The organism is Variovorax sp. LjRoot175 (genome assembly GCF_964253805.1).
In the GTDB taxonomy this organism is placed as follows: Bacteria; Pseudomonadota; Gammaproteobacteria; order Burkholderiales; family Burkholderiaceae_C; genus Variovorax.
This window is the reverse complement of sequence record NZ_CAXURY020000001.1, coordinates 682,652-705,969: the sequence shown is the minus strand read 5'-3', so window position 1 is coordinate 705,969 and position 23,318 is coordinate 682,652. Positions and strand designations below refer to the sequence as shown.

The following is a 23,318-nucleotide window of genomic DNA, read 5'->3' as shown; positions in this document are numbered from 1 at the left end:
CCGGCGCCTCACTCGGCGCGAATGTCGTTGGCCTTGACCACCTCGCCCAGCAGCTTGTAGTAGTCGCGCGTCAGCGCCCCCAGCTGCTCGGGCGTGCCGCCGCCGGCTTCGTCGCCGCGGTCGGCAACGGTCTTCTGCACGCCCGGGTCCTTGAGGGCGCTGTTCATCGCCGTGTTGACCTTCTTCACGATGTCGGCATTCAGGCCGGCCGGGCCGTACAGGCCGATGAAGGAGATGACCTGGAAGTCCTTGATGCCTCGCTCCGCGGCCGTGGGCACGTCCGGGAAGGCCGGCACGCGCTTGGGGCCGGTCGCCATCAGTGCCTTGAGCTGGCCGGACTTGAGGAAGGGCGCGACCACGGACGAGGCATCGAACATGCAGGGGACGCGCCCCGCGATCAGGTCGGTCATTGCCGGGCTGCTGCCCTTGTACGGCACATGGCTCATCTTTGGCTTGCCGATGCGCTCTCGGAACAGCTCCATCGCCGTCTGCACCAAGCTGCCGGGCCCGCCGGACGCGTAATCGACGGTCTTGCCCTCCTTGTCCTGCGCCTTGACCCAGGCGATGAATTCCTCGAGGTTCTTGACCGGCAGGCTGGCCGGCACCACCAGCATCAGCGACGAGGTCAGCGTGAGGCCGATGGGCGTGAGCTTGAGCGGATCCGCCACCGGCGTGTTGCGGTAGGTGTGCGGGTTGAGCACCATGTTGCTGCCGTTGCCCACCAGCAGCCTGTAGCCGTCGGGCGCTGCCTTCGAGATGAAGTCGGTGGCAATGTTGCCGTTGACGCCGGGCTTGTTGTCGATCACCACGCTCTGGCCCAGGCTGCTCTGCATGCCGGCGATGAGGATGCGCCCCGCGAAATCCGTCTGCCCGCCAGGCGGATAACCCACCACCAGCGTGACCGGCTTGGCGGGCCAGGCGCCCTGGGCGGCGGCGAATCCGGGCAGCATGCTCGCGCCGAGGCCACCCAGCCCGAGCTGCAACGCGGTGCGCCGCGAAAGAGAGACGTTCGACTCGATCGGCATCATGGTCTTCTCCAGACGTTGGCAAATTCGAACCGGCCCATCTTAGGAGCGTGCCGGGTGCCTCACAAGCCTCACCGGGCCGCGCCGGCGCCGGTCGAAAAGTTGAAGCTCCTGGCGAAGGACACGCCGTCGTTGGTGCCGGCGATCCTCACCGCGTAGGCCGTGTTCGGCATCAAGGAGGCGTCGGGAATGATCAGCGCCTTGTTGGCAGCCAGCACGCCGTTCGGATCGTTGTCACTGGTCATGGCCGGCCGGAGCACCACGGGCACGTTCCCCGACAGCGTCTGCATCGATGCCGAGGAGATCGCGAGCGTCTGTCCGGTTCGCACGGCCACCAGCAGGCCGTGGCCAAGCGGGCTGGCCCGCAGGTCGCGGCCCGGCACCGGATTGGGGGTCTCGTTGGTGATCTCGAAAAAGACGCCGCTGGTCCCTTCGCAGGGATAGGTGAGCACCTGGTCGCTGGCAGGCTCCTGGCGGCCGGCGGCCGGCGTGAAGCCCAGGTTGAACTGCTGCACGGTGCGCGGGCCGAAGATGGCAGTGGTGCCGAGTTCATCGCTGCCGCGCAGCGCGATCCCGATGTCGCGAAAGCCGCCCAGCATGCCGACCTGGTGGTACGGCAGCGCGAGCAGCGCCCGCACGCCGAAGACGCCCGTGCCCGCGATCGAGCCGGAGTAGTACAGGCTGGAGATTTCGTCGCCCACGCCGCCGGCCGAATAGCCCGCGGCCGAGACCCTGTCCACCGGGTTCACGCCCGTGAAGCCGGACGTGCCCGGCGTCTCCTGGTGGGTCAACTGGTTGTTCACGATCTGCCAGTCCGCGTGCGCTTTGGCAGCGGCATCGAGCTGGGCGTTCTGCGCGAGAAGGCCGAATCCGCAGCGCTCGCGCTCCGCGTTCAGCAGTGCAAAGGCCTGGTGGCCCTCCGAAGAAGCGCCGTAGGTGTCGGGGGGGACGGAAGTCACCAGCGTCGAGGGCAGCGCTCCGTCGGCCGGCGCGCTCGGCGGGGTCTGGGTCGACGCTGTAGAGCCCGGCGGCAGCACCGCCACGCCCCCACCTCCGCCGCCGCCCCCGCCGCAGGCTGCGATCAACGCACAGAAGATGGCTGCGAGCGCATGGCGCCAGCCGTAAGCGGATATGGAAAAGGAAAGCGAATGCGTCATGGCGCCATGACGTCACGAAATCGCGAACCTTCCTGTCAGAGCGCGGCCATCGTTGACGTAGGTAGGCCGAACTCGGAGCGATGCCAACGCTAGGCAAGTCCCGGGCAGACGCGAAAGGCATGCCCGGCTAAGCTGAGACCGACGGCGCATTCCTGCCGTAGCCACTCAACCAAGGAGCCGACATGCCTCGCTATCTGGTCGAACGCACCTTTCCCGAAGGCCTCGAGATCCCGGTGACCGATGTCGGCGCGCGGGCCTGCGGCATGGTGATCGCCAACAACGCCAAGAGAGGCGTGACCTGGGTCCACTCCTATGTGAGCAAGGACCATCGCAAGTCCTTCTGCGTCTACGACAGCCCGAACCCGGAGGCGATCCGCGAGACGGCGGGCGACAACAGCCTACCGGTGGACACCATCACGGAAGTCACCGTGCTCGACCCCTACTTCTATCGGGCCTAGGCGCGCACTCTCTTGATTCAAACCTCCCGCGCGGCAGACAGGAGCTTGGCGCCGAGCAGCGCCATGATGCCGCCAGCCGCGCGGTCGATCCAGGTCTTGTAGCGCAGGTAGGCCGAGCGCGGCGCGGCCGATGACAGCGCCAAGGCCACGATGGCATACCAGCCGGTCTCGATGCAGAAGATGACGACGGGCAGCGCGAGCGCCAGCGACAGGGGCACGTCGCGCGGCAGGAAGGCCGCGAAGATGCTGGCGTAGACCACGGCCGTCTTCGGGTTGCTGATCTGCGTGGCCAGGCCCAGCAGCAGCGCACGCCGGCCGGGCTGCCGGTTGCCGCCCGGCGCCTGCGCCTCGGCGACGTCCAAAGGTTGCTTCGCGCCGCGCCAGATGCGGATGCCGAGATACACCAGGTAGAGCCCGCCGAGCAGCTTGATCGCGAGGTACAACGCCGGCACCGCCAGAAAGGCCGCCTGCAACCCGACCAGCGCGGCGACCGCGAAGGCGATGCCGCCGAGCCCCATGCCCAGCGCCGCGGCGAGCCCGTCGCTGCGCGACGCAACGGCCGTGCGCGCGACCATGACGAAGCTCGGGCCGGGGCTCATGGCGCCGACGATCATGGCGCCGGCGATGCCGAGCAGCGGGAGGGTGATGTCCATGGTTGTGCTTTCGCTCCAAAAGCGCGATGGTAGGTGCTTGTCTTCAGGCCCGCGGATCACGGGAGAAAACCATGCTTCAGAAGTCACCGATGTACGCGTACATCCCGGCGCAAGACGTCGCCCGTGCGAGGCAGTTCTACGAGCAGAAGCTCGGCTTCAAGCCCAAGGCGAAAGTGGACGACGGTGTCGTCTACGAGTGCGCAGGTGGCACCAGCTGCTTCCTGTACCCGACGCCCAACGCCGGCACCTCCAAGGCCAGCCAGGCTTTCTGGCAGGTCGAGGACATCGAGAGCGAAGTGGCCGAACTGAAGACGCGCGGCGTCGTGTTCGAGGACTACGACATGCCGGGGAAGGACGAGAACGGCATCGTGAACCAGGGCGGGGCGAAGGCTGCCTGGTTCACGGATACGGAGGGGAACATCATGGCGGTGATACAAGGCGTGTGAGGTTCGCCGATCGACTTCTTGGCCCGGCCATGGGCGTCGAGACTCGCCGTTCCAGCCCCTGCGTCAGGGTCAGGTCAGTCGTGCTGAGAACGTGAGCCAGTCTGGATGACTCAGCTTCAAGTCGAAGAAGTCGTCGACATAGCTCAGGCCCAGCGACTCCAAGCGCTGGATGAACTCATCGCAAGCCTCTTGACCGAAAGACGGCCCGAACGATATCAACTCCGCGCTCTCATCCAGCGGCCGATCTACCTCAAGTGCTTCGAGGAGCGCCGCCTTCGAGATACCGCGAGCCAGCAACGCACTCTGCCGGATGACGATTCCGTGAAGGAAGGTGATTTCTATCCCATGTGATGGTCAGCAGGCTGTGGCTTTGCGTGTCAGGGCGCAGAAGAAACCCGCGCAGGCGCCGGCTCGAACTGCTCGCGAATGTTCTGCGCGATCCTCGCTGCCAGCGCCTCGACCGCAGCGTCATAGCTGCTCGTCACCTCCTGCGGCTTGCCAACCATCTCGTTGAAGCTCGCCCAGCGATGGCGAGCGTCTGCCGGAACGCTCCAGGACGCGTTGCCTTTCGAATCCGCGCCGTAGTAGATGGTCTCCCCATAGAGCGTGTCTGCATCCTGCGGACGAATCAGATAGGCGCTCAGGTTGACGCGCGGCACGTAGTCCATCGAGAAGCGCGAGGAATACATCCCGACTTCGTTGAAGTAGATGTGCAGCACCGGGTCGGTAGCCGGCAGGCCCGTGTAGTCGATGTTGTCAGGTGAGGATGCCGGCCGGCGAATACCCTCGATCACTTCTGCGTCGTAGCCCTGCGTACGCAGTTGCCTGACCAGCGCAGCCGTCATCCTCGTCCCCATGTCCTTGCGCATGGTCTCCATGCGGTCGTTGAAGTCCGAGCTCTTGATGCGATCGGCGATCGACTGCCACAACACGCCGAGCGGGATGCCCTTGTTCTCGGTGTGTAACTTGGCGATGGGCGTCACGGGGATCACCAGGATGCGCGTGAGGCGTGGCGGCTGGACGGGTTCGTCAGGCGTGACGGGGGATCGGGCGCAGCCTGCAAGCAGGCAGAGCGCGAGGACGGGTGTGAAGAAAGAGAAAGATCGCATGATGGCTTTGGTCAAGAACAGAGGGCAGCAACTACTGCTCGACCTCTGTGATTCTTCGCGAGTAGTAGGAAAACGCGGTCTTGCTGGATTCCGTCCGCACGACATGGCCGTAGTCCTGCAGGTAGTACGCCGTTTGAACCTGCTTGTACTTGTCGTTGACGACACGGCATTCGAGTTGCTTCGCCTTGCCGGCGAGCGCCGGATGCAGCGTTATCGCAGCCATCTCGGCGATGACCTGGCATTGGGTGGTGTACTTGCTTTCTGAAACGCCAAGGCTCGCGACAGCGGAGGCGTACTGGGTCGCCACGCTGAAGGCGATCTGCGAGCCGACGGGCATCCGGCTCCAATCGCCGCTGAACGAGGCTTCCGTCGTCAAGAAGCGGCTCTTGCGCTCATGCAGGGCAAACGCGGTTTCTGCGCTCAGCCCGAACAAGCCGAGGAATGTGATTCCGGTGCGTGTGTAGTCAGTGAGCTTGACCGTTTCGGACATGAGACCCGGTGAAGGCAACGCGGAGAGCAGATGCGCTTCGCGACTCGGTTTCGTGCGGCCCTCGAAGGTGTGCGTCCCTGCCAGCACGAGACGCTTCAAGGTTCTCGGCGCCCGTTGGATTTCGAGTTGCGCAATCGCTTGCAGCACCGCAGCCGCGGGAGCTTGCTGCACCGTCGCAGGGTCATCCGTTGCCTCTTTCTTGCGCACAGCGAAGGCCGGCAACTTGCCCCAGTTCGCCGCGTCACCGCAGACCGCCGCGAAGAGCGCCTTGTAGTCTTCGTTGATGTCGCTGCCGATGGCTGCGCGCGGGGCCCTGATATTGAACAGAAGGCCGTCCGTGACCCGATTCCGATTGTCGACGTCGTAGCCGCTGAGTTGCAGATAAGACCTCTCCGCACAAGAGAGGCTGAAGCGCTCGAACTTCTGACCGAAGGGTGCCCCGTACGGCGGATCGAATCCGATCTTGGGGTAGTCGAACGCGCCCCAGAAGATGAAATCGTCTTCCGCCCTCTCGATGCTCTTGACATCGATCAACGTGACGATGCCATCGCTGCTTCGGCGCACCTCGCGCCAGTCGGGCGCCGTCTGGCACGCGCCTTGAACCGCAGGGATGGCCTTGAGCTGACGCGCAGTCTCTTCCTTCAACTCGCGGCGCTCGCCGTAGCGCTTGCCGCCACCGGGATAGCGTCGCTCACCCGAGGACGTGAACAGCAGCCATGCCTTGACCGAGTCGCAAGATACCGCGAAGTTGCTGGAGAGCCTTCCTTGCTGTGTCGAGAAGGCGGCTTCGTTGCCTGCACGCAGAAGACTGTGGCGTTCCAGCCTGTTGCCGTCGATCAAAGGCTCGCTCGTGAAGCCGGCTGACTCTTGGCTCCCGGATGCGCAGCCCGCAAGGACGAGCACGGCTGCAGCGCAGAAGATGGTATGGATGACCTTCATGTACTTGCGCCGTGCAACGGCGCCTCTTTGTGTTTGTACGTATCGCAGGCACTCGCCGCGCCAATCAATCGAACTCGAACCGCTGGTCTCTCACCACGTGATGTCTGCCCCAGTGAAAGTTGCAGAGCCGAGCGACCTCCGCACCGTCCTTGCTCTCAGGGATGCAGCCTCCGGTGATCTTGACGGTCTTGGTGCCTTGCTTGGACAGCGGGTATTCGATGCCCGGGCCTTCGGGAATCGTGTGCTGGAGCTCCACCTGCTCCACATAGTCGTCGGTCAGCGCGAAGATCAAGGCGCCATCCAGCCGAAGCATGTAGGTGTCGTGCTGAAAAGCGGCGCCTCGAACCAGACAGAAGTCGACGCGTGACGCTTCTATTTGTTGGCCTCGGCACTCCGGTGCTTGGGGCTTGGGCTGCGCCATGGCGCAGAAGGCTGCGCCCGCAAGGACACAACCGAGGATGGCTCGAACAAGGTTCATGGAGTTGACCATGGGTTGACTCATGGAGAGGCGTGTGACTGATGTGGGAGTACCGACGCGTCAGGTATTGGCGCGGCAATTTCTGCTGCAGGATCTGCTTCAGCTCCCTCTTCTTTTCAAGCGGCGAATTCTGGTGCGCGCGCCCGCTGTTTTGGGCTGCGTCCGAAGAATCTTCACGCATTCGTGACTGAATGCGCGGCCATGCGACGAGTCGCGGTAGCTGTCTTAAGTCGTTCGTGCTAACGCACTGATTTGCCCGGCGCGGCTCTCGGTGAGGAAGAACATCTGAATGAATGGTCATGGCCAAGCCCCACGGTGATCACTTCTTGCCGGGCCGGATGATGCGCGGCCCCAGCTGATCGAGCACCTTCTGCGTCACGAACACGCGGTCCTCCGCTCCGGCGGGAACCGCCGGCAAGAGGCGAATGAGCAATGAGCGCTGATGCAGCACGATCGGCGTGGCAGGCATGTAGATGTAGGTCGGCACATAAACCGGCCTCGGCGGCGGCGACGGCACGCCGTAACTGCGGGTGCGCAAGATCGGCGCCGATTCCACGTTGACCACGCTGTCGGCGGGACCATCGCCGCGCCCGGGGTGGCTGACCGCCACGTCCTCGGCTTCGAAGCCGGCGCCGTTCGCGCGAGAGAAGGTATCCGTGCCCTCCAGAATTTGTCGATCGAACGAGCCCTCCAGGATCGAGAACGCCGGCGCGTTTTCTTCCTTGGCGATTTCCGCGGCCCGGTAGAGCGTGTAGGCCTGAACGGCTCTGAGCACCGTTCGTGCATTGCCTTGAAACTCGACGCGGACCAGCGCGTCTTCCACCTTGACGCTTCGATAGCCAAGAGAACCGCGCGGCGCCTCGCTCGCCGCTTGGTAGGGCGTTGGCGGCACCACGCAGCCTGATAGCGCGGCCGCCGCGGCCATGGTGAGCGCAGTCCATTGCTTCTTCATGGAAGTTCCTCCTTGATGGTTATTTGATACGCGATAAGCAGGGCCAGCGCCCGGCTGATTCATCTGCGGGATTGGCAAGACTGCTCCGGCGCCGTCTTGCCGCATGAATCGTCTTCAGAACCCGACTGCTGCTCGTGGGTGGCCGTTGCTTTGCAGCCAGACCTGGGTTGGTGACGCCTCAGTTCCTGAGGATGCGCTGGAGCTGAAGAGATTCCTTCGTCATCCCAGCGATTGCCTTGGTTTCGGCGTCGAACCGGACTACACGTTTGAGGTCCGGTGCATAGAGCACGGTAACTTCCATCTGTGAAGATCGCGGTGCTGCACCGTTGGACATAACCGTGTTGTTCTGCCAGCCGGCGTACTGAATCTTGACAACACGGACGTCCTCATCGCCGATCTTGTAGGAGCTTTCGCCGGACACGGTCGCGCGCAGGCTGTGCCTGGGATATTCCTCGCTCCATGCCATGCCCGGCCGAACGTTTGCGCGTGCCCAGCCACCGGGAGGGGAGGACGTATCAAAAATGCCCCCTGCAGGCGAACGGATCAACACAACCTGCCCATCGATTCTTTCGACACGAGCGCCTTGGTTAAAGGACATCTCGTTCGCAGTGACCTGATCCAGACGATAGATGACCGGCGACTTGTTCCCCGTCATCTGATCGATCAACACATACTCCAGCGCATCGCCTCGACGCAAGGGCGCCCTGATGCCGCTCGCTGCAACACTGGGCGCCGCCGCGACCGGTGGCACTGATGGATCGCTCGGCCTTGCAAGTTCCGCCGTCGTCGCGGGCCCCGTCGCCCGCACAAAGGTTCCAGAGACCGGCCCCTCATCCCGATGGCCGCTGCGGTCGAACAATCGCTCTTCCCCGAAGACCAGTTGCATCCACGTCGGATAGGTGTATGCCGCACCGGAGGTGGCGTCGATCACAGCGCCGATCCCGCCTCCGATCAGGACGTTGCCCGCCAAGCCGGCATTGGCGCGCGAGACTGCTTGGCCGACGGCAGAAGGTTGGCCGGCCAATTCGCAAAGCACTGAGAGGTCGCCGCCGGAACGCCGGACCAAAGCACTCTGCCCCGAAACTGCCATGGCCGTTCCCTTGTCGTTGGAAAGCTGGCATTGCGCGCCCTCGACGGCTTTTCCGGCACTGGTGAGCGTCTCGATTCGCACGGACTGCTCAAGCCCCTGGGTGACGGAAGCGCAGCCCGTCAATATAGACATCAAACCTGCAAATATACATACACCCACAAATCGCAATTTCCACCAAATCATTTTCAGCGTCCCAATTAAAAGCAAATTAGCCAAACCTTCGCTTAACACTAATTATGCGAACCACCCCCCTTGATCGACCTCAAGGACCAACGAGTCCTTGTTTTGAGAGAAAATCAAAGCACTCTTGTATGCAGCAGAAGAGGTTTTGCGCTCAAACTTCCAGCCACCGACCTCAGCACTCATCGTCAAATCGGCTTGCCGAATTTCCAGATTCTTGCAGGTTACTGAAATTTCTTGTTTCGCTATCATCCCGCAGTCATGCACCTTTACCGTTCCACCGGCCTTAAAGACTAAATCGGAGATTGCACTTAGCAACGCAAGACCGACGCTCCCGCTAGGCGGCGGCGGAGGCCCGATTTTGAAGAATAAATTTGCAGCAAGCCATACTGCAACGGCGACGACCGCCAACATTGCCACTGGAAGAATATTTTTTGACATGCAGCTCACTTCCAGATATTTATTACTGGCAATTCCATACACAGGTAGCTAGGCCGGTTCCCCCAGAGACACTAAAACCAGGCGATGTGAGCCCGATGTCAGTTGTTCCTCGAAAGGTACTCGGACCAGTTGGGGACCAAGAATTCCCGAATGTTAGCCCGAACATAGAAAAGGAAGTCGAGGTCGAGCTTCCTGCATAAAAACCTTCGATTTCGGCATTGGAGAGCTGGGTGTCAGAAATATTGAGTCGCACAGCCCATGAAGGGATAGGCGTATAGGGATAAGACAGAGTCAAGCTTTTTCCACCGCCTAAATATAGACTTCCATTGGCGCCATAACTGAGAGAAAGGTCGCCCACGAACGTGGAAACGCCTGCAGCAACTCCGATGACTACGCTGGGCCGGGTATCGCCGCCGGCGCCCGTTATGGCACAAGGGCCAACAGTGGCTCCTTGAATATTGCAGTAAGTACCATCCGAATAAGCCGTCTCACGATAGCCTGCGAGTCGCATGCCGTCGGGGAGATGAAGCAACTCGTTATTTGCGACGGCATCTTCTGCGGCTTGTAGTCCGATGCTTGCACTGCTGGCATCGCCTCCGATAAGCGCCCCCGCGATGCCACCCATAAGCGCCCCCAAACTGCTCACCGAGGCCGTGTCCTGAGGCCCATTGGCCAACATAAAGCCGGCGGTGAGGCTACCAACCACGGCGCCCACTGCGCCACTCGAACAGCCAGAGGCCGCACTGCTCCCACCCGTGCTGGCCCGTCCTGCGCCAACCGCACAGCCGACGATTGCATGAGCCACCTGACGGGTGAAGTCGTTAAGCGTGCCATTGGCCTTCATGTCCCCGATCTCGAACGCTCCTTGCGGCGCCACCGTATTCAGCAGCGCACTGGCCAGGCCATAGCTCAGCTCGTCCTCCAGGCTGGTGCCATTGATCGCACTGCGCACCAGCGAACTGGCCACCCCATCGATCAACTGGCGCTGTAGCTGGTCCGTGAACAGCGCCTTGCCGTTGGTCGCATTGGCCTGATTTGACGGCAGCAGGCCGGAGGCGCTCAGCCCCTCGATGACACCCGCCGTCAACATGGACGTAGCGATGGCCTTGATGCTCTCGCTGCTGCCCATCTCCTTGAGTACCTTGCCCAGGTCGCCGTTGTTGTTGGCCAGGCTCACGGCCAGGCTCACGGCGGCCCGGCTTGCAAGGGCGGTAACGCCTGCCTGTACCGCCGCGCTGGCACCGGCGGAGACGGTTGCACCCATGCCCGCCGTGGCGCTGCCTGCAGCCGCCCCCGCCTGCGCAGCCAATGGGGCCGCCGCCACTGCCGCCACCACGGTCACGATGAGCGTGGCCACCGGCCCCATGCCGCTCTGGTGGTAGGCCCACTTCTCGTGCTCTTCCTTCACGCGCTGCCACTCGACACTGTTGGCGAAGGCAGGGTCTTCGGTGAGCTTCTTCACCCACGCCATGCCGGGCTGCTGGCCCAGGGTGGCGAGGCTGTCTCGCTCGCCGATCTGTGCAGTCACGCCGCCATCGGCCTTGATGTTCAAGGTCGCCACGTTGAAGCGGTTGTACTGGCTGGCCTCGTCCACGCGCCCGCTGCCCGAGGCCGATACGAAGGCCGCGTCGCCTTCGTTCTCCTTCTGGCTCATCGCGCTGGTGGTGCTCTGCGTGAGCAGGTGGAGTTTGCCGCCGGCGTGGATGTCCAAGGCTTCGGCGTTCGCTTCGATGGCGCCGAGGGTCATGTCGCCGCCGCTTCGCAGCTTGATGTCCGTGGCGGTGAGGGTGGTGCGCGCCAGCGTGGTCTCCTGGCTGTCGGCGTCCAGGCTGTAATGGCTCATGCCCTTCTTGGTCGCGTGGCGGGTCTCGGCGCTGGCCTGGTTCTCGCCGGCGTACAGGGTGAGCTTGTCGCCGGCATCGAGGCTGAGCGTAGCCTGTCCTGAGCTTGTCGAAGGACCGGCGCTCAGGGTTGCGGCTCTGGCCGTGAGGTCGCCCCCGGCCTGCAGGCTCACGTTGCCGGCGCCGCTGACGATGCTGCCGGTCTCCTGGCTTTGCGGGCCCTCGCGCGCGTTGTGGAGCAGCACGCGATCACCTCACCATCGCCCCTTCCATTTGCCTTCCAGCCACATCAAGACGGTCGTAACCACGGTCATGCCGAGAACAAGCCAAGCCAACCACCAAAGGGAGCGACTGTCGATCGAGAAATAGAGCACCCCGTGGATCGCCCACCGGATCAGGGGCATGCCCAGAAGAATCAACATAGGCAAGCCGATGCCGTAGACAAGAAGAAACGCGACGAATAGGAGGCCGACCATCTTCAAGTTGTGCTTGTACGTAGGCTTCATCGACCACCCCGAGTTGGATTGCCTGCGTTGATCGGCGTACTTGGGTTATTGACCAATGCGTTGCCCACTTCCTGGCCGATACTGCCAAACGCGCTGCCGACGGCGCCAGGCACAGGACTCGGCCCAACCCACCGCTGGATCGTGAGGCCCATCTCCTGCCACATGGGTCGTGCCCAGTGATTCAGGTAGCCGTTCAATCCACTCTGAACCGCCGCACCCAGCGGATATCCGATTGCGGTTCCAAATGCCGCGCCGGCAATGCTCCCTGTTGAACCAGATGGATTGTTGTTGATCGCAGAAGTCACAACTGCACCTCCTGTATTGACGAATAGCGATGGCCAGAGCGTCGCACCGTTCAAGCCCAGTTCGGCGCTGACGAGCCTGAAGCGCGAGGTGCCTTCGCCGAAGGCTTCTTCGGGCGCCGGCAGGGCACCGAAGGCACCGGTGCCGCGGCGGTACGCAAGGTTGGCGTCGAGCGTGGCCTGGCCGATGAACTCGCGGTGCGCGAGGCCCAGCTCCCAGCCGCCGGTCACGCGCCGCTGCACCTCGATCTCGGTGTCGTTGATGAAGTTGCGCGCGCTGCGCCTGAAGCCGCGCAGGCCGAGCGTGGTCTTGCGGCGCTGGTCGCGGTAGATCAGGCGCGAGAGCTTGAGCTCTGCATTGCCCGACTCGCCGGCATAGACGTAGTCCTGGTCGGCGCCCTGCACGGTCTGGTGGTAGCGGTTGCGCGAAGCGGTGGCGCCGAAGAGCCAGTAGCCGTAGGGCACCGAGTAGTGCACGGTCTGCCCGCTGGTGCCCTGGCCGCTGTGGTTGAAGGCGTCGTGGTTCGCGCTGACGTAGAAGAGGTCGTTGAGTCCGAGCGGGTTGTCCCACGCGACGGTGGCGCCAGCCTGGGTCTTGCCGGTGGCCTGGGTGCCGCCGTCGTCCAGGCTGAGCGTGGTGCGCAGCGGGAAGCGCTGGCTGTACTTGACGACCAGGTCGCTGTCGCCGGGGCGCGCGCCCTCGGCCTTGGAGGGCTCGATCTGGATGTCGGCCTCGGCGGTCGGTGCGCGCTTGAGGTTTTCCAGGCCCTGCTCGATGTCGCGCAGGTTGAGCAGCTCGCCGGGCCGCGCCGGGATCGCGTTGTGGAGGCTGGTGCGCGCATCGCTGCCGGAGGCTTTGCGGATGGCGGCGATGCGCCCGGGGATCAGCGTGAGCGTCAGCGTGCCCTGGCTCAGGTCCTGCGGCGCCGCGAGCACGCGGGTGGTGACGTAGCCGCGCGCGACGGCGGCCTGCTGCAGCCGGGTCAGCACGATGTTGACGCCCTCGGTGCCGAGGCAACGGCCCAGCGGGTCGTCGCTGCCGTCTTCACCGGCGGCGGACGAGAGGAGGCCCTGGAAGTCTTCGGCGAGCTCGCCGTCGAGCACGATGCGCTCGATGCGAAAGCACGGGCTCTCGTCCTTGGCCAGGCGCCGGGTTTCGGGCGGCGCCGCGGGCTGCAGGCGGCTGTCGACCGCGCGTTCCTGCTGCTGGCGCAGCGCGCGTTCGCGCTCCTGCTGGCGCTGTTCTTCGACGAAAGGATTGGGCGCCGAAGGCAGCGGCGCGGTCTGCGCTTGCGCCATCGCCGTTGCGGCGCCCAGCACCGCCATCGTCCATGCATTGCGCCGCAAAAAAACGGCGCGCGTTTTCTCGTGGGCCTGTGGCCCTCGACCTCCCCTGAATACCATCGCTGGCCCCGACCTTCTTGCTTCTTGTTGAGGCGCGCATTCTGGCGGCCAGGGTCGAGGCTTCAAGCTGCGCGGCAAGAATCTGCGCGCTTTCGTGACCGAATGCGCAGCGGCGGGATCCCGCGTGAAAACTCGCTTAAGTCGTTCGTGTTATGAGGCCGAGGCCGCGCTCAGGGCCTGCCGTCGCGCAACACCGCCACCTGCTCCGCATGGCTGCGCTCGATGCGTTCCAGCCGGGCCGCGCGCGCTTCTGCATTGACCCACTTCGCGGCGAGCGCGCGCCGCTTCGCGAGCTGGTAGTCCAGCTCGGCCGCCGCCAGCAGCGCCGTGTTGTCCGCCGCAACGTAGCCGAAGGGCGCATGCAGCGACTTCAGCACCTCGCGCTCGCCGTCGCCGCGCGGCCCCTTGGTGCGGCCGTAGTCGACCAGAAAGTCCTGCAGCTTCTTCTGCAACGCGAGGGGATGGGCGCGCCGCATCACGAACACGGCCGGAGGAATGGGCTCGGACTGCCAGATCACCTGCAGCCGATCGGCCTCGGCCGGAAACTGCTGCCTGAAGCGCTCGAAGTCGATCGTGTTGTTGGTGGCCACGTCGGCATCGCCATTCGCCACCGCGAGCGCGGTGGCCTGGTGCGTGTCGACGATCTCGCTCTGGAAGCGCGTCTCCATCGCGATGCCGTTCGGCAGGAAGAGCTGGAGCTGCGGCACGATGAAGCCCGACACCGAGCGGCTGTCGCCGCGCGCCAGGCGCCAGCGTTCGGGGCGGGCCAGCAGCTCCTTCAGCGAATTGTGGGCGCCTGTCTTGCGCGCGAGCAGCACGGCGCGACTGTCGGGCAGGCCGTCGACCCGCGCCACCTGGGCCACCACGTTCATGCGCCGTTCTGCGACGGCATCGAGCGCCAGTTTGGCCGACAGCAGCGCGAAATCGACGTCGTCGCGCCGGAGGGCCTGGGCCAGCGATTCGTAGGAGGTCACGGAGAGCACGCTCACCGGCCGGCCGAGCGCGCGGCTCAGGTCGTTAAGGAGCGGCGTCCAGTTGCCGCGCGACTCGACCGCACCGCCGACCGGCAGCACGCCGAAGCGGATGGCCGGCGGCGGCTCGGCGCGAAGGCTTTGTGCGAGCGCGGCAGCGGCTTGCCAGCCCAGCGCGGCAGCCAGGGTGCAACGCCACGCCATGCGCAGCACGCACCGCCTCATGCGAGGCTCAGGGTGCGCCGTTGCGCAAGGCCGCCACCTGCTCGGCATACCCGCTCTCGATGCGCTGCAGCCGGGCCTGGCGTGCCGCCTCGTTGACCCACTGCGAGGTCATGGCGCTCTGCCTGGCGAGCTGGTAGGCCAGCTTGGCAGCCGGCAACAGCGAACTGTTGTCGGCCGCGACGAAACCGGCCAGGTCGTGCAGCGACTTCAGCACGGCGCGCTCGGCGTCGCCGCGCGGCCCCTTGGCGCGCGCGTAGTCGACCAGGAAGGCCTGCACCTTCTTCTGGAACTCGGGGCTGTACTCGCGCCGCACCACCAGTTGCGCGTGCGGGATCAGCTCCGACTCCCAGATCACCTGCAACCGATCGGCCTCGGCCGGGAACTGGAGCTTGAAGCGCTCGAAATCGGCCGTGTTGTTGGTGGCCACGTCGGCCTCGCCGTTGGCCACCGCCAGCGCCGTCGCCTGGTGCGTGCCCACCACTTCGCTGGCGAAGCGCGTCTCCATCGCAATGTGGTTCGGCAGGAAGAGCTGGAGCTGCGGCACGATGAAGCCCGACACCGAGCGGCTCTCGCCGCGCGCCAGGCGCCAGCGCTCGGGTTGTGCCAGCAGGTCTTTCAGCGTGGTGAACTTCCCGGTCTTGCGCGTGAGCAGCAGCGCGCGGTAGCCGGGCAGGCCGTCGTGGCGCGTGACCTGCGCCACGACGTTCATGCGGCGCTGCGTGACGGCATCGAGCGCCATCTTGCCGGACAGGAAGGCCATGTCGACCTGGTCGCGCTGGATCGCCTGCTCGAGCGCTTCGTAGGAAGTGACCGAGAGCACGCTGACCGGCCGGCCGATGGCGCGGCTCAGGTCTGCGAGGAGCGGCTCCCAGTCGTTGCGCGATTCGAAGGCGCCGCCCAGCGGCAGGATGCCGAAGCGCAGCGGCGCCGTCTTGGCGGCGGCAGCCGTGCCCGCGGTTTGCGCCGCGGCCGCGAGCGGCGCGCCCAGCAGCAACGCCAGCGCGCAGCGCCCCAGCAGGGCGGCGGCGCGCCGTGCCATCATCCGCAAACGCCCGGAATGCGGGGCGGGAGAAGCAAGGGGAGCACCGGCGGCGCAATGGACAGGAAATTGCATCTTCTTCTGGAACGCGTCGGCTGGGGGCCTTGGGGCTGGTCAAAGCGGTTCTGTCGAGAACACAATTAGAAACCAACTTCGATCAGATTCGTGACGTTTTTCCCTAGACATGTACTTAAGTCGGTGGTTGACACACAAGTCGCCAGGCGTCTGATGCGCCCATGAACTGGCCCTTTCGCGCCCTCCGCCTGCTGATGCGCCTGACGCTGGCGCAGCAGCTCGTGCTGCTGGCGCTCTTGCCCGCCATGGTGGCGACGCTGGGTGCGATCGCGGTGCTGACGCGCCAGCACCTCGCGAGCGTGACCGAGCTGATGCGCGCCAATGCGCAGACCGTGGCGCTGCAGGTGGCGACCGTGGCCCAGATCCAGCTCCACAGCATGGACCGCCGCGCGTTGCAGCGCACCGCGCAGTCCGGCAGCTACCAGCCGCACGTGCAGCAGGTGCAGATCTGGTCCGAAGACGGCGAGATCCTCGCCAATTCGGAAACCACCGACCGCGAGCGCAGCGAGGGCCTGCAGGTGGTGGCGCCGATCATCGGCGACGACGGCAAGCACACCGGCAAGGTGATGGTGGAGATCAGCCTCGACGCGGTGGAGCGCGCCAAGCGCTCGGTGTGGATCAACGTGGTGCTGGTGCTGGCGGCCAGCCTGGTGGGCGTGGGGCTGGCCGGCTGGTGGGCGGCACGCCGCATCAGCGCGCCGATCCGCGCCCTCGGCGAGGCGGTCGACCGGCTGGGCGCCGGCGAGGACGCGCAGGTGGCGGTCCAAGGCACGGCCGAGGTGCGGCACCTGCAACACGGCTTCAACGAGGCGGCGCGCGCGCTGTCGGAAAGCCGCGGCGAGCTGGAAAGCCGCATCGCCAACGCCACGGCCGAACTGGCCAGCAAGAACCAGCAGCTCGAGGTGGCGAGCCAGGCCAAGACGCGCTTGCTGGCCGCCGCCAGCCACGACCTGCGCCAGCCGCTGCACGCGCTGACGCTGTTCTCCGACGGCCTGGCCAACGGCGAGACCGACCCGGTGCGCCTGCAGCGCATCGGCCATATCCGCGAATGCGTCGAATCGCTGGACCGGCTGTTCTCGGAGCTGCTCAACCTCTCGCAGCTCGATGCCGGCGTGCTGCAGCCGCAGTGGGCGGACTTTGCGCTCGATCATCTGTTCGACGAGATCAGCCGCAACTTCCGGCCGGTGGCCGAGCAGCAGAACCTGCGGCTGGTGGTGCGCAAGACCGAGCTCTGGGTGCGCAGCGACTACGTGATGCTCTCGCGCATCCTGAACAACCTGGTGTCGAACTCGCTGCGCCACACCACCGAGGGCGGCGTGCTGATCGGCGCGCGCCGGCGCGGCCGCGGCATCCGCATCGACGTGGTGGACACCGGCGTCGGCATCGCGGCGCATCACCAGTCGCGGGTCTTCGAGGAGTTCTACCAGGTCGAGCCGCACGGCCGGCAGGGCCGCGACGCGCGCGGCATGGGCCTGGGCCTCGCCACCGTGCAGCGGCTGGCGGCGCTGCTCAACACGCGCGTCGAGCTGAGCTCGCAGCCGCACAAGGGCACCTGCGTGCGCGTGATGGCGCGTGCCGCCGAGCCCGCGGCAGCGGCGCCGGTAGGCCCGGCAGCCCTGCCCCATGGCGCCGGCGGCGAGGACGAGCCGAGCCTGCGCAATGTCCGGGTGCTGGTGATCGACGACGAGCGCACCATCCTCGAGGGCTTGCAGGTGGTGCTCTCGAACTGGGGTGCCGAGGTGATGGCCGCGCAGACGCGCAACGAGGCCCTGGCGCTGGCCGACGAGTGGGACCGGCCGCCCGACCTGGTGGTGAGCGACCTGCTGCTGCAAGGCGGCGACAACGGCCTCGACGTGCTGGCGGCGCTGGAGCGCCATCCGCGCGGCATCGGCGAGGCGACGGCACGCCTGCTGGTGACCGGCGAGACCAAGCCCGACCGGCTGCGCGAAGTGGCGAACTCGGGCGTCGCCGTGCTCTACAAGCCGGTGTCGCCGAAGCTGCTGCGGCAGGCGATCAATGCCCAGTTGGCGGCGGTGCGTCAGGCGGTGTTGTAGGAAGGTCCCGCCAGGGATACGACGTCGGAGATAGGCCGACAGGCCGCGAAGCCGTGCAGTCTTCCACGGCAATCCGGTGCCGTGCAGGCCGACATAAGCCCTCTGCCTTATCGCGCGAAGCAGGCCGCGTCCGTACATTGGGTCCATCACCCACTGCAGGTGCAGTTCATGTTTGCGAATCGATCTCCAGCGCTCTTTCAAGGGCTGCGCACCATCGCGGGCATGGCCATCGCCGTCCTGCTCGCCGGCGGCGCGAACGCGGCCGGGCTCACGGTGCTGGTGGCCGACGAGCTGGCGGCCCACACGGAGTTCGTTCGCCTGCTGCGCGAATCCCAGGAGGCCGGCAGCCGTTTCGATCTGGTCCGCCTGCCCGCCGGCGGCCCCGTCCCGGAGCTTGCGGGCGCCGGCGAAGACCGCGTGACGGCCGGCGTGCGCACCCGCGGCATGCGCCCGAGTGCTCCGGCGGAGGTTCCGGTCACGATGGCCGTCGGGCCGGTGGCGGCGCGCGCCGCCATCGAGCGGCCGGGCCAGGACCCGCTGGTGCTCGTGATGCTGAGCCGGCTCGACTACGAAAGCCTCAAGACAAGCCCCGCGCTGCGGCGCACCGACCGCCATGTCGGCGTGCTGCTGCGCGAGCCGGCGATGGCCGACCAGCTGACGCTCATCGACGCGGTGCTGCCGCAGAAGCGCCGGCTCGGCGTGGTGGCGACGGCCGAGTCGGAGCCGATCGTGCGCGAGCTGCAGCGCGCGGCCCAGGGCTGGGATCTGCAGGTCGAATACGCACCCGACGCGACCTCGCTGGCCTCGGTACTGCGCGTGCTGGTGCCGCGCAGCGATGCGCTCATGGTGCTGCCCGACCTGATCGGCGACAGCCAGGCCGCCACGCTCTCGGTGCTGCGCGCGGGCGCCGGCGCCGGCCTGCCGGTGTTCGGCACCAGCGACGGCCTGGTCCGCTCGGGCGGGCTTGCGGCCGCCGTCTCGACGCCGGGGCAGCTCGCGCTGCAGGCGCGCGCGCTCGGGCAGAAGGTGGCCGCCGCGCCGGCGGGCGCGGGCGTGCTGGTCGAGGCGGCGACGCCGGCCACGGTGCGCATCAACGCCACCGTCGCGCGCGGTCTGGGCCTGCGCATTCCGGAAGAGCGGGAACTGACCGAGCGGGTGACCGCCACCCGATGACCGCCCCGAGCCACGGTCTGGCCGTGCCCGCCTCCGCCGCACGACCGACGGACCCGCCCGCAACGGACGGCCGCACCGTCGTGGTCGGCGGCAGCCTCCAGCGCGACCTGTTCCGGCTCGGCGTGGTGCCCTGCGCGGCGGTGGCCATCGCGCTCACCGCCTGGTTCACCCACAGCCGCCTCGAGACGCTCGAAGCTGCCTTCAATGCCGAAGGCCAGGCCGTGGCGCGCCAGGTGGCCGCGATGTCCGACCTGAGCCTCTACGCCGGCGACCTGCCCGCGCTGCAGAACGTCGCCAACGCGGCGCTGCGCGGCGGCCAAGTGACGCGGGTGGAGATCAGCAACAGCGCCGGCGTCTACGTGACGGCCGGCCCCAAGACCGCGCCTCTGGCGCAGCTGCGCATGTTCACCGCGCCGGTCACGCTGCGCGAGGCCTCGCGCGCCAGCGCCTTCGCGCCCGAAGGCTCGACCGCCGCCGGCGAAACGCCCATCGGCCTGGTGCAGGCCTTCCGTGACACCACGGCCTATGCGCGCGAACGCACACGCTCGCTGATGGCGGGCATCGGCATCGCGATGATCGCGCTCCTGGCGGCGTGGGCCTGGGTGCGCCACACGGCGCGTGCGGTCGCACAGCCGCTGCGGCGCATCTCGCGCACCGTGGCGGCGCTGGAGGCGGGCCGGTTCGATGCGCGCTGCAACGTCGTCGCGCGCAACGCAAGCGAACAAAAGGGCGAAGCCGGCAAGCCGCGCGCGCGCCATGAGCTCGCCAACCTCGCCCACGACATCAACCGCCTGGCCGAGCGCCTGCAGCGCAACCGGCAGCAGAGCGAGGAGCAGGTGCGCGAAGCCACCGCCGTCGCGCTGCAGCGCATGGCCGAGGCCGAGCAGGCGGCCTTGTCGCGCGCCCGCTTCCTCGCCGCGGCCAGCCACGACCTGCGCCAGCCGCTGCATGCGATGGGCCTGTTCATCGACGGCCTGCTGCCCACGGCCACCGAAACGCAGCGGCCTGCCGTACTGCGCCTGCAGGAGGGCGCCGAATTCATGGGCGTGCTGCTCGACGATCTGCTCGAGATCTCGCGCCTCGATGCGCAGGTGCTGACGCCGGCGATCACCGACGTGTCGCTCGCCACGCTGTTCGACCAGCTCGACGCCCAGCATGCGGCGCGCGCCGCCGCCGCGCGCGTGCGGCTGGTGTGGATGGACCGCGGGCTCGCGGTGCGCACCGATTCGGCCCTCCTGCTGCGCATCGTCGGCAACCTGGTCAGCAATGCGATCCACCACACCTCGCCCGACGGCACGGTGCTGGTGCTGGCGCGACAGCGCGGCGGCAAGGTGCGCATCGAAGTGCGCGACAACGGCGTGGGCATCGCGCCGATCCACCAGGCGCGGATCTTCGAGGAGTTCTACCAGGTCGCGAACACCGAACGCGACCGCCGCCAGGGCTTCGGCCTCGGCCTCGCGATCTGCGCCCGCATCGCCGCGCTGCTCGGCACGCGCATCGCGCTGCGCTCGGCGCTGCAGGCCGGCAGCAGCTTCGCGCTGGAGCTGCCGCGCGCGAACCCGCGCGACGTGCTGCCGCTGGCCCCCGAGCCGCTGGCCGCGTCGCCGCTGGCCGGGCTGCGCTGCCTCGTGGTGGACGACGACCCGGCCATCCTCGATGCCAGCCGCGCGCTGCTCGGGCAATGGGGCTGTCTGGTGGAATGCGTGGCCACCGGCAGCGAGGCGCTGGAGCGGCTTGCCGACGCCGGCACGCGCTTCGACGTGCTGCTGTGCGACCTGCAGCTGGCCGGCGACGAGGACGGCATGGAAGTGATCGACGCCGCGCGCCGGCTGCAGCCCGATGCGCTGGCGGTGCTGGTCTCGGGCGCCACCGGGCCCGAGGTGCTGCAGCGGCTGCGTCAGGGCGGCGTGATGCTGCTCACCAAGCCGGTGGCGCCGGCCAAGCTGCGGGCCTTGCTCTCCACGCGCCGCAGCAATTCATGAGCCCCCGCGCTCCGTCACTGCGTGTACTCGCTGCCCCCGGAGGGGGCAGCAGGCCGCCTTGGGGCGGCCCGGCGCCGGCCTGAGCCTGAGTACACAATGCGCCGATGCTCGACATCACGGCCCTGAAAGACATCCGCCCCTTCATCGCGACGCCGAGCTACAACGGCGCGATGAGCTCGACCTACGTGCGCAGCCTGCTCGGCCTGGTGAACCTGGCCTGGAGCCACGGCTTCGCGATGCAGACCCGCTTTCTCGACGGCGACAGCCTGATCCCGCGCGCGCGCAACCGCCTCGTGGCCGAGTTCATGGCCGATGCACGCTGGACGCACCTGTTCTGGATCGACGCCGACATCGGCTTCGAGCCCGAGGCCGCGCTGCGGCTGCTGCTCGCCGGCCGCGAGGTGGTGGCCGGCGTCTACCCGCTCAAGAGCGACGGCTGGCCCGCCGAGGGCCTGCGCGCGCCGCTGCCCGCGGGCAGCACGCGCGAGGAGTTCGAGGTCCGCCATGCACGCTTTCCGGCCAACGCGCTGGAGGGCGATCGCACGGTGGACGCGGACGGCTTCGTCGAAGTGCTCGACGCGCCCACGGGCTTCATGCTGATCGCGCGCACGGTGTTCGAGCGGCTGGCCGCGGCCTGCCCCGAACTGCGCTACACGCCCGATGCCGCCACCGGCGACCTCGCCTCGCGCGCCTGGCCGCACTACCGCTTCTTCGACGTGATGGCCGAGCCGGACAACGGCCGCTACTTGAGCGAGGACTATGCGTTCTGCCGCCGCTGGCAATCGGTGGGCGGCAAGGTCTTCATCGATGCGCGCTCCCGCCTCACGCATCAGGGCCTGCGCACCTACACCGGCGACTTCGGCCGGGCGCTGGCGGCGCGATGAGGCGCGCGTGCGGAGGTGTAGGCGGGCCGCTCGTGCTCCTGCGGAAACTGCGGCCGCGTTCAACAGAATCGCCTCAAGCGTATTGCGCGAGGCCGTGGCCGAGGGACCAATTCTCTTTCGCGACCTCAACAAGGCTCACGAACACGTCCTCCGGCCGGATGCCGGGGCTTTCGCCGAGCAGCTCCGCGATCCGCCCGAACAGCGCCTTCTTCTGTTCCACGGTGCGGGTGTTGTTCACGGTCATCTGGATCAGCACGAGATCGTCGCTCCGGGCGATGCCAAGATAAGACGCGCCGTAGCGGAAGTTCGCAGCGTCATGCTCCCTGATGGTCATGAACTGGTTGTCTAAGGGCACGTTGAACGTTTCGTGCATCGCGCGGTAAAGGCTGTCGAAGATCGCCTGCCGGTAGGCTTCCGGCTTTCCGGCGCGCAGTGAGATGTGAGTGAGCGGCATGCAAGTCCTTTCCATGTCCTGGTCTTATGTTATCTATTTTGATATGCTATTGATATTTATATCAGCGATAACAAATAGAAATGACGGAACGCCCCCTCGACTTGGATGCCGTCGAGGCTTTCATCCGCATCGTCGAGCTTGGCAGCTTCACGCGCGCGGCTGAAGCCATGCAGACGACGCAGGCCGCGGTCAGCTTGAAGCTGAAGCGGCTCGAAGAGAGGCTCGGCTGCCGGCTCGTCGAGCGGACGCCCCGGTCGGTGCAGCTTTCGGCGCGGGGCGCAGCCTTCCTCGAACACGCCCGCGAACTCCTGGAGGTACACGACCGCGCGCTCGCCGAATTTGCCGGAGCCCGGCAGCGCCTCACCATCGGCATCAGCGACCATGTTGCGGGGCCGGAGCTCCCCGCGCTGATCGCGCGCATGAACGCGCAAGACCCGCAGCTGTTGATCGAAATCCGGATCGGATCGTCGGGCGACCTGCTTCAAAGCTTCGACCGGCGGGAACTCGACACCGTGATCGTCCGCCTGCATGTCGGGCGGAGCGACGGGGAAATTCTTACCGAAGAAAAATTCGGCTGGTTCGCAGCGCCAAGCTGGCAGCATCGCGCGGGCGAGCCCCTGCCGCTTGCCACGCTTGCCGAGCCCTGCGGCGTGCGTGTGATGGCCGGGCAGCTTCTCGATGCGGCAGCCGTGCCCTGGACAGAAATTTTCGTCGGCGGCGGCGTTGCGGCGGTCGCTGCGGCCGTCATGGCCGGGCTGGGCGTTGCTGCATTGGCTCCGCGCATGCTGCCATTTGGCGCAGTTGACGTGGGCGCCAAGCTCGGGCTTCCCGATTTACCGCGCTTGCCAGTTCTGCTTCACACAAGGGTCAAGGACGGCCGGCCGCGCGATGCGCTTGCCGCGCTTTCGGCTGCCTTCAGGAGCGCGGTGCGAGGCTAACGAAAGCTCACGAACTGTGAGCAGGCCGGGTCAGCAACTTGACCAAGGCTCA

At 66.5% G+C, this 23,318-nt stretch carries 23 protein-coding genes; 8 read left to right on the top strand and 15 right to left on the bottom strand.

Going from position 1 to position 23,318, the window contains the following annotated elements; genetic code table 11:
* Positions 1 to 8 precede the first annotated feature (8 nt).
* Complete coding sequence (locus tag ACSQ89_RS03625; RefSeq protein WP_436295301.1) at positions 9 to 1,028, bottom strand: Bug family tripartite tricarboxylate transporter substrate binding protein; 1,020 nt, start codon at positions 1,026 to 1,028, stop codon at positions 9 to 11.
* Positions 1,029 to 1,096: 68 nt separating this feature from the next.
* Positions 1,097 to 2,182 carry a CAP domain-containing protein gene (locus ACSQ89_RS03620; protein ID WP_093110742.1) on the bottom strand — a complete coding sequence of 362 codons (1,086 nt, stop codon included), beginning with the start codon at positions 2,180 to 2,182 and terminating at the stop codon, positions 1,097 to 1,099.
* A 182-nt stretch (positions 2,183 to 2,364) separates the two neighbouring features.
* Between ACSQ89_RS03620 and ACSQ89_RS03615 the strand changes: the two genes are divergently transcribed.
* Positions 2,365 to 2,640, top strand: coding sequence for a DUF4242 domain-containing protein (locus tag ACSQ89_RS03615; RefSeq protein ID WP_093110740.1), 276 nt, complete (start codon positions 2,365 to 2,367; stop codon positions 2,638 to 2,640).
* 17 nt (positions 2,641 to 2,657) lie between these two features.
* On the opposite strand, the gene ACSQ89_RS03610 is transcribed toward ACSQ89_RS03615, so the two are convergent.
* The gene (locus tag ACSQ89_RS03610; RefSeq protein ID WP_436295300.1) at positions 2,658 to 3,293 is read right to left on the bottom strand and encodes a LysE family translocator; all 636 of its coding nucleotides are present in this window, start codon (positions 3,291 to 3,293) and stop codon (positions 2,658 to 2,660) included.
* Positions 3,294 to 3,364: 71 nt separating this feature from the next.
* Between ACSQ89_RS03610 and ACSQ89_RS03605 the strand changes: the two genes are divergently transcribed.
* On the top strand, positions 3,365 to 3,739 hold the full coding sequence (locus ACSQ89_RS03605; protein WP_436295299.1) for a VOC family protein: 375 nt from the start codon (positions 3,365 to 3,367) through the stop codon (positions 3,737 to 3,739).
* Between the two features lie 105 nt (positions 3,740 to 3,844).
* On the top strand, positions 3,845 to 4,090 hold the full coding sequence (locus ACSQ89_RS03600) for a hypothetical protein (protein WP_436295298.1): 246 nt from the start codon (positions 3,845 to 3,847) through the stop codon (positions 4,088 to 4,090).
* Positions 4,091 to 4,116: 26 nt separating this feature from the next.
* Here the strand turns inward: ACSQ89_RS03600 and ACSQ89_RS03595 are convergent, their stop codons facing one another.
* The 11 genes from ACSQ89_RS03595 to phnD form a co-directional block, all read right to left on the bottom strand.
* Complete coding sequence (locus ACSQ89_RS03595) at positions 4,117 to 4,848, bottom strand: hypothetical protein (RefSeq protein WP_436295297.1); 732 nt, start codon at positions 4,846 to 4,848, stop codon at positions 4,117 to 4,119.
* A gap of 31 nt (positions 4,849 to 4,879) precedes the next feature.
* Positions 4,880 to 6,277 (bottom strand): hypothetical protein, encoded by a 1,398-nt coding sequence (locus ACSQ89_RS03590; RefSeq protein WP_436295296.1) that lies wholly within the window; start codon positions 6,275 to 6,277, stop codon positions 4,880 to 4,882.
* A gap of 64 nt (positions 6,278 to 6,341) precedes the next feature.
* A complete protein-coding gene (locus ACSQ89_RS03585) occupies positions 6,342 to 6,767 on the bottom strand; it encodes a hypothetical protein (protein ID WP_436295295.1) in 426 nt (141 codons plus the stop codon).
* A 307-nt stretch (positions 6,768 to 7,074) separates the two neighbouring features.
* The gene (locus ACSQ89_RS03580) at positions 7,075 to 7,812 is read right to left on the bottom strand and encodes a CC0125/CC1285 family lipoprotein (RefSeq protein WP_436295294.1); all 738 of its coding nucleotides are present in this window, start codon (positions 7,810 to 7,812) and stop codon (positions 7,075 to 7,077) included.
* 73 nt (positions 7,813 to 7,885) lie between these two features.
* On the bottom strand, positions 7,886 to 9,013 hold the full coding sequence (locus ACSQ89_RS03575) for a hypothetical protein (RefSeq protein ID WP_436296085.1): 1,128 nt from the start codon (positions 9,011 to 9,013) through the stop codon (positions 7,886 to 7,888).
* Between the two features lie 18 nt (positions 9,014 to 9,031).
* Complete coding sequence (locus ACSQ89_RS03570; RefSeq protein WP_436296084.1) at positions 9,032 to 9,418, bottom strand: hypothetical protein; 387 nt, start codon at positions 9,416 to 9,418, stop codon at positions 9,032 to 9,034.
* Positions 9,419 to 9,440: 22 nt separating this feature from the next.
* Positions 9,441 to 11,504, bottom strand: a complete 2,064-nt coding sequence (locus tag ACSQ89_RS03565; RefSeq protein WP_436296083.1) for a DUF637 domain-containing protein — start codon at positions 11,502 to 11,504, stop codon at positions 9,441 to 9,443.
* Positions 11,505 to 11,513: 9 nt separating this feature from the next.
* Complete coding sequence (locus ACSQ89_RS03560; protein WP_436296082.1) at positions 11,514 to 11,741, bottom strand: hypothetical protein; 228 nt, start codon at positions 11,739 to 11,741, stop codon at positions 11,514 to 11,516.
* A 20-nt stretch (positions 11,742 to 11,761) separates the two neighbouring features.
* Positions 11,762 to 13,393 (bottom strand): ShlB/FhaC/HecB family hemolysin secretion/activation protein, encoded by a 1,632-nt coding sequence (locus tag ACSQ89_RS03555; protein ID WP_436296081.1) that lies wholly within the window; start codon positions 13,391 to 13,393, stop codon positions 11,762 to 11,764.
* Positions 13,394 to 13,641: 248 nt separating this feature from the next.
* Complete coding sequence (locus tag ACSQ89_RS03550) at positions 13,642 to 14,667, bottom strand: phosphate/phosphite/phosphonate ABC transporter substrate-binding protein (RefSeq protein WP_244503826.1); 1,026 nt, start codon at positions 14,665 to 14,667, stop codon at positions 13,642 to 13,644.
* 7 nt (positions 14,668 to 14,674) lie between these two features.
* A complete protein-coding gene (phnD, locus tag ACSQ89_RS03545; protein WP_093105489.1) occupies positions 14,675 to 15,706 on the bottom strand; it encodes a phosphate/phosphite/phosphonate ABC transporter substrate-binding protein in 1,032 nt (343 codons plus the stop codon).
* Positions 15,707 to 15,942: 236 nt separating this feature from the next.
* Here phnD and ACSQ89_RS03540 point away from each other — a divergent pair, with 236 nt between their 5' ends.
* From ACSQ89_RS03540 to ACSQ89_RS03525, 4 genes are all read left to right on the top strand, one after another.
* Complete coding sequence (locus tag ACSQ89_RS03540) at positions 15,943 to 17,835, top strand: ATP-binding protein (RefSeq protein WP_436294490.1); 1,893 nt, start codon at positions 15,943 to 15,945, stop codon at positions 17,833 to 17,835.
* Between the two features lie 168 nt (positions 17,836 to 18,003).
* Complete coding sequence (locus ACSQ89_RS03535) at positions 18,004 to 19,008, top strand: ABC transporter substrate binding protein (RefSeq protein WP_093105413.1); 1,005 nt, start codon at positions 18,004 to 18,006, stop codon at positions 19,006 to 19,008.
* Entirely contained in the window at positions 19,005 to 20,990 is a 1,986-nt protein-coding gene (locus ACSQ89_RS03530; protein WP_436294489.1) for an ATP-binding response regulator, read from the top strand. Before ACSQ89_RS03535 ends, ACSQ89_RS03530 begins: the two co-directional genes overlap by 4 nt.
* 104 nt (positions 20,991 to 21,094) lie before the next feature.
* Positions 21,095 to 21,874: a hypothetical protein gene (locus tag ACSQ89_RS03525; RefSeq protein WP_093105407.1), complete on the top strand. Its 780-nt coding sequence runs from the start codon at positions 21,095 to 21,097 to the stop codon at positions 21,872 to 21,874.
* Positions 21,875 to 21,947: 73 nt separating this feature from the next.
* Here the strand turns inward: ACSQ89_RS03525 and ACSQ89_RS03520 are convergent, their stop codons facing one another.
* Positions 21,948 to 22,328 carry a tautomerase family protein gene (locus ACSQ89_RS03520; RefSeq protein WP_436294488.1) on the bottom strand — a complete coding sequence of 127 codons (381 nt, stop codon included), beginning with the start codon at positions 22,326 to 22,328 and terminating at the stop codon, positions 21,948 to 21,950.
* 80 nt (positions 22,329 to 22,408) lie between these two features.
* On the opposite strand from ACSQ89_RS03520, the gene ACSQ89_RS03515 reads away from it, so the two are divergent.
* On the top strand, positions 22,409 to 23,266 hold the full coding sequence (locus tag ACSQ89_RS03515) for a LysR family transcriptional regulator (RefSeq protein WP_436294487.1): 858 nt from the start codon (positions 22,409 to 22,411) through the stop codon (positions 23,264 to 23,266).
* The last annotated feature ends 52 nt before the right edge of the window (positions 23,267 to 23,318 follow it).

What these genes read in the sequence shown, in the direction of transcription:
- ACSQ89_RS03570 (WP_436296084.1), bottom strand. Translation starts at nt 9,418, where the DNA reads ATGTCAAAAAATATTCTTCCAGTGGCAATGTTGGCGGTCGTCGCCGTT.
- ACSQ89_RS03585 (WP_436295295.1), bottom strand. Translation starts at nt 6,767, where the DNA reads ATGGTCAACTCCATGAACCTTGTTCGAGCCATCCTCGGTTGTGTCCTT.
- ACSQ89_RS03550 (WP_244503826.1), bottom strand. Translation starts at nt 14,667, where the DNA reads ATGAGGCGGTGCGTGCTGCGCATGGCGTGGCGTTGCACCCTGGCTGCC.
- ACSQ89_RS03620 (WP_093110742.1), bottom strand. Translation starts at nt 2,182, where the DNA reads ATGACGCATTCGCTTTCCTTTTCCATATCCGCTTACGGCTGGCGCCAT.
- ACSQ89_RS03515 (WP_436294487.1), top strand. Translation starts at nt 22,409, where the DNA reads ATGACGGAACGCCCCCTCGACTTGGATGCCGTCGAGGCTTTCATCCGC.
- ACSQ89_RS03520 (WP_436294488.1), bottom strand. Translation starts at nt 22,328, where the DNA reads ATGCCGCTCACTCACATCTCACTGCGCGCCGGAAAGCCGGAAGCCTAC.
- ACSQ89_RS03625 (WP_436295301.1), bottom strand. Translation starts at nt 1,028, where the DNA reads ATGATGCCGATCGAGTCGAACGTCTCTCTTTCGCGGCGCACCGCGTTG.
- ACSQ89_RS03535 (WP_093105413.1), top strand. Translation starts at nt 18,004, where the DNA reads ATGTTTGCGAATCGATCTCCAGCGCTCTTTCAAGGGCTGCGCACCATC.
- ACSQ89_RS03555 (WP_436296081.1), bottom strand. Translation starts at nt 13,393, where the DNA reads ATGGCGGTGCTGGGCGCCGCAACGGCGATGGCGCAAGCGCAGACCGCG.
- ACSQ89_RS03605 (WP_436295299.1), top strand. Translation starts at nt 3,365, where the DNA reads ATGCTTCAGAAGTCACCGATGTACGCGTACATCCCGGCGCAAGACGTC.
- phnD (WP_093105489.1), bottom strand. Translation starts at nt 15,706, where the DNA reads ATGGCACGGCGCGCCGCCGCCCTGCTGGGGCGCTGCGCGCTGGCGTTG.
- ACSQ89_RS03530 (WP_436294489.1), top strand. Translation starts at nt 19,005, where the DNA reads ATGACCGCCCCGAGCCACGGTCTGGCCGTGCCCGCCTCCGCCGCACGA.
- ACSQ89_RS03600 (WP_436295298.1), top strand. Translation starts at nt 3,845, where the DNA reads ATGACTCAGCTTCAAGTCGAAGAAGTCGTCGACATAGCTCAGGCCCAG.
- ACSQ89_RS03610 (WP_436295300.1), bottom strand. Translation starts at nt 3,293, where the DNA reads ATGGACATCACCCTCCCGCTGCTCGGCATCGCCGGCGCCATGATCGTC.
- ACSQ89_RS03595 (WP_436295297.1), bottom strand. Translation starts at nt 4,848, where the DNA reads ATGCGATCTTTCTCTTTCTTCACACCCGTCCTCGCGCTCTGCCTGCTT.
- ACSQ89_RS03590 (WP_436295296.1), bottom strand. Translation starts at nt 6,277, where the DNA reads ATGAAGGTCATCCATACCATCTTCTGCGCTGCAGCCGTGCTCGTCCTT.
- ACSQ89_RS03540 (WP_436294490.1), top strand. Translation starts at nt 15,943, where the DNA reads ATGAACTGGCCCTTTCGCGCCCTCCGCCTGCTGATGCGCCTGACGCTG.
- ACSQ89_RS03580 (WP_436295294.1), bottom strand. Translation starts at nt 7,812, where the DNA reads ATGCGGCAAGACGGCGCCGGAGCAGTCTTGCCAATCCCGCAGATGAAT.
- ACSQ89_RS03615 (WP_093110740.1), top strand. Translation starts at nt 2,365, where the DNA reads ATGCCTCGCTATCTGGTCGAACGCACCTTTCCCGAAGGCCTCGAGATC.
- ACSQ89_RS03525 (WP_093105407.1), top strand. Translation starts at nt 21,095, where the DNA reads ATGCTCGACATCACGGCCCTGAAAGACATCCGCCCCTTCATCGCGACG.